The organism is Kaarinaea lacus, assembly GCF_975902315.1.
In genome coordinates this window covers 1-4,047 of record NZ_CDLKIE010000057.1, presented here as the reverse complement: position 1 = coordinate 4,047, position 4,047 = coordinate 1, and the positions used below count along the sequence as shown (strand labels likewise).

The 4,047-nt window shown below is 45.0% G+C and carries 4 protein-coding genes; 1 reads left to right on the top strand and 3 read right to left on the bottom strand.

Going from position 1 to position 4,047, the window contains the following annotated elements; genetic code table 11:
• Window positions 1–11: 11 nt before the first annotated feature.
• The 3 genes from hemG to ACWVCM_RS01130 all read right to left on the bottom strand — a co-directional run bounded on the left by hemG (window position 12) and on the right by ACWVCM_RS01130 (window position 3,168).
• Window positions 12–1,370 carry a protoporphyrinogen oxidase gene (hemG, locus tag ACWVCM_RS01140; protein WP_455199857.1) on the bottom strand — a complete coding sequence of 453 codons (1,359 nt, stop codon included), beginning with the start codon at window positions 1,368–1,370 and terminating at the stop codon, window positions 12–14.
• 153 nt (window positions 1,371–1,523) lie between these two features.
• Window positions 1,524–2,813 carry an FCSD flavin-binding domain-containing protein gene (locus tag ACWVCM_RS01135; protein ID WP_455199856.1) on the bottom strand — a complete coding sequence of 430 codons (1,290 nt, stop codon included), beginning with the start codon at window positions 2,811–2,813 and terminating at the stop codon, window positions 1,524–1,526.
• A 10-nt stretch (window positions 2,814–2,823) separates the two neighbouring features.
• On the bottom strand, window positions 2,824–3,168 hold the full coding sequence (locus ACWVCM_RS01130) for a c-type cytochrome (protein ID WP_455199855.1): 345 nt from the start codon (window positions 3,166–3,168) through the stop codon (window positions 2,824–2,826).
• Window positions 3,169–3,674: 506 nt separating this feature from the next.
• Here ACWVCM_RS01130 and ACWVCM_RS01125 point away from each other — a divergent pair.
• The gene (locus tag ACWVCM_RS01125) at window positions 3,675–4,046 is read left to right on the top strand and encodes a DUF2237 family protein (protein WP_455199854.1); all 372 of its coding nucleotides are present in this window, start codon (window positions 3,675–3,677) and stop codon (window positions 4,044–4,046) included.
• The last annotated feature ends 1 nt before the right edge of the window (window position 4,047 follow it).

Sequence of the window (4,047 nt, the reverse complement as noted above, 5' to 3'; positions counted from 1 at the left end):
TTTTTAAAGTTTTATATTATTGATGCTGCGATTCGATAGGCATTGGCCACACAGTCATTTAATGCGACACCTTTATAGGCATTACCGGTAAGAATCAGGTTGGGATGTTTTTGCAAGTGTTGTTCGATGACCTCCAGTCGTCTTGCATGCCCCAGGCTGTATTGGGGGATGGACTTGTCATGACGATAGGACTTAATAAAATCGGGTGTGGCATCAATACCCATAATACTCTTTAGTTCACTCCGTACCATATCGGCAAGTTTATCCTGATCTTCCACAGCACAATCAGCAGCACGAGCGCCGCCTACCATGGTGCGTAGTAGCACATAGCCTTCCGGTGCTCGGTTAGGAAAAATACTCACATCCCACAGGTTACCCAGTATATTTTTTCTTTCCCTGGACGGGACCAGGAAGCCAAATCCATTCAGGTCATGTTTAATCTTGTCACGTTGGTATCCAAAACAACAAACGGCCAGTGGCGGGTAGTACAGCTCATTTAGTAACTGTGCGATATCGGGCGCCAGGTCCTGCAAAATACTGGCCTGAGCATAAGCAGGCGCAGCCAGGATTATGCGTTCTGCCTCTTCCGTTGTTCCGTTGGACAAATGTACTATGTAGTGGTCGCCTGCACGGCTTAACGAATTAATGCCTGTTGAAAGTTTTAAGCGGTCACCTAACCGGGCTGCAATAGCATCGCTTAATTCTGACATGCCGTTATAAAAAGAGGTGAGTTTGCCAGCAGGTCCTGCCTGAGGTGTATCTTTTTTACCTGCCTTCCTGGCTTTGATTTGCAACTTGATTAAACCAAGAATCAAGCTGCGATATTCGCGTTCTATTTCCTTGATACGAGGGAAGCAACTGTTGACGCTCATTTTTTCCGGGTCACCGGCAAATACACCGGAAGCCATGGGATCAATCAGTTTCTCATAAGCTTCCCGACCCAAACGCCGCATGGCAAATTCTTTCAGTGTTTCTTCGTCCTTGCTTGCTCTGGGCACCAGCGTTTCCATGGCAATACGGAGTTTACCTGGCCAGCTAACAAGGTCTGATTTAAGAAACGCAGGTGGTGAACCCGGCAATTTTCGCAGCTTATGGTCCGAGTAAACAAAACGATGCCGTGATGCATCGTAACTGGTAACAGGAGAAAGGTTTAATGATTTGGCCAGTTCTATAGTCTTTGGTTTACTATCAAGAAAGGCATTAACACCCCATTCGCACAAATAGCCTTCAGAAGTTTTTTCGCTCCAGATTTTACCACCGGGACGATCCGCTGACTCGAAAACATAAAGCTCGAGATCCGGTTGCTGTTCCAGTAAGGCATGAGCGGTGGCTAGCCCCGAGATACCTGCACCAACAATAATGGTTTTCATAGAAATGCTTTGTGCCGAATGATTGTTATGACATTGTCAGGATGGTAACGAATAATGGTCGGGAAAAAAAGTGCTGGGCTTGTTAGCCCAAATAAAACTGGGCGGCCACTGGCCGCCCATATAAAGGTACATCAATGTATGGAGGATTATTAATTACTCAAACATATCGGCAACGGTGCTGTCATACCATCCTTGAGCGTACACAGCTTCCATGTTCCGAAACGTATCATCAACTTTCTTTGGACTACCGCCACCTGCACCTTTCACAGGCGTGATTCCCTTTTTAGTGATGCGATAAACCGCCGCGACCGAAATACCATACTCCGGTCCTACAAAGCTGTAGCAGGTATTTACGTAGGAGGGTTCCGGCATATTCAAACCACCCAGCTCAGCGACCACTGCTGCGGCACATACTTTTCCTTCACTGCCGGCAGCATAAGCTGATTTGGGCATTTTGCCCGCTAAGGCAGAATCACCGATGACATGTACGTCTTTATGTACTTTCGATTCAAAGGTGGTTTGATTGACCGGGCACCAACCTGATTTATCTGCCAATCCAGCACGCTGTGCGATTGTGCCGGCACGATGCGGGGGAACGACGTTGATAACATCGGCTTCATAGGTGAAGCCATTGTTGTTCTCTACCAGTTTCTCTTTAGTATCAGCTCTTACAACAGTTCCGCCAGCAGATTTTGACACCCATTCAATCATACCCGGATAGAGTTTTTCCCAGCCATTAACGAACAGTGACTGTTTGGAAAACTTGTCCTTTGCATCAAGGATAATGATCTTGGATTTGGGTTTATGTTTCTTGAAGTAGTTGGCCATCAAGCTGGCGCGCTCATAGGGACCTGGTGGGCAACGGTATGGATTGGCGGGTGCGACAATAATCGCTGTACCACCATCTTTCATGCCTTCCAGTTGTCGGCGTAACAACAATGTTTGTGGTCCAGCTTTCCAGGCATGGGGAAATATTTCACTGGCTGCCTGATCATAACCTTTGATCTTGTTCCAGATGAATTCTATACCCGGTGAAACCACAAGCTTGTCGTATCTTAGTACCTTGCCACCTTTTAACTTAACCGTCTTTTTAGCGGCATCGATGTCAGAAGCTACATCATGGATTACATTGACACCGTGACGTTTTTTTAGATTGTCATAGCTATGGGTGATATCTTCAATTTTCTTCAAACCACCAATAACGGTATTGCTAAACGGGCAAGTGATATACTTTTTGTTTTGCTCGACTAGCGTGACATCAACCCCTGGAGCCATTTTGCGAATATATTTAGCGCAAGTTGCTCCACCATATCCGCCACCAATCACTACAACCTTTGACCTAGTTTTAGCTAAAGCTCCTAATGGCAATACCAAGGTACCTAATCCAGAGGCAGTGGCAACGCCGGCTACTTTCATAAAGTCTCTACGCGTATATTTACTCATGACTGCCTCCTCATTTTTTCTTGGCTGCTTCTTTATTACAGTAGGTGCCAAAGTATCCCGCGATTAACTGAATTTCATCGTCGGTATATCCTTTTACGTGGCGTCCCATTACCGTGGAGAATCGTTTTCCATCCCGATATTCCTTAAGTGCTTTTTCTATCGTATCGGATGATTTGCAATAGATACTGGGAATGGATCCGGGACTGACACCATCAGTACCGTGACATCCTGCGCATGTATAACTGAGCATTGAGGCTCGACTCAGTTCACCTGCCTGTGTTGAAAACGGTACTAGCATTACGCAGGTTATTCCGGCGAGAAATAACCAGGAACGTTTCCTTCTATTAGATCTCATGATTCAACCTCCTTTGGTTGCATATATTGCTTATTGTTCTTAGTAAGTACTAATATTCTTATATTGCGTTAATCAAGCCCTAGTAGTTTCTCCCTTTGTATAATTTGTTTTGTCATACGCGTGACACTATGAACAAGATTGAATATGAGTAAAGAATGAAGGAATTCGATATTCCGCGCTGTCACTCGCCTGAAATGCTCGGGGTACTGTGTCAGAAACTGTTGTCTGGTCTTTCCATTTTTACTGAACATGCATCCTTCCTCGGAAAAATAATGACAGCTCAGGTGTGTAATTGAAGCGCTTGTTAATTTTTTTTGCTGTTTTGGTATAACTCGTGTGATTACCAGGCGGTTAAACGTAATTGAAACTTAACTAACCATTGCAATCTATGAGCTGTGTCAAATAAATTTAACTATGTTAATTTGAATTGAGAATATATTGATCAAAGTAGAATTTGGGAATTTTCCTACATGGATTAGCGCTCAATACGCAAAGGGGATCTTTCAATGGATGGTTCGATTAACGTGTTTGATGAAGTACTGGAAAGCTGCGGCGATGACCCGCAAACCGGATTTTTCCGGGATGGTTGCTGCAACACGGGTCAGGATGATGCGGGATCACATACGGTTTGTATTCTGACTTCACAAGAGTTCCTGGAATACTCCCGGTTCAAAGGCAACGATTTATCAACCCCGGCACCTCAATATGGATTTCCGGGTTTACAGCCTGGTGACCGGTGGTGTTTATGTGCGGCACGCTGGTTGGAAGCTTACAATCAAGGCATGGCGCCAAAGGTGTATTTGCGGCGAACTCACAAAAAGGCCCTGGATATTATTCCAATGGAGGTGTTGCGTGAATTCGCCATTGATCTTAACTAGT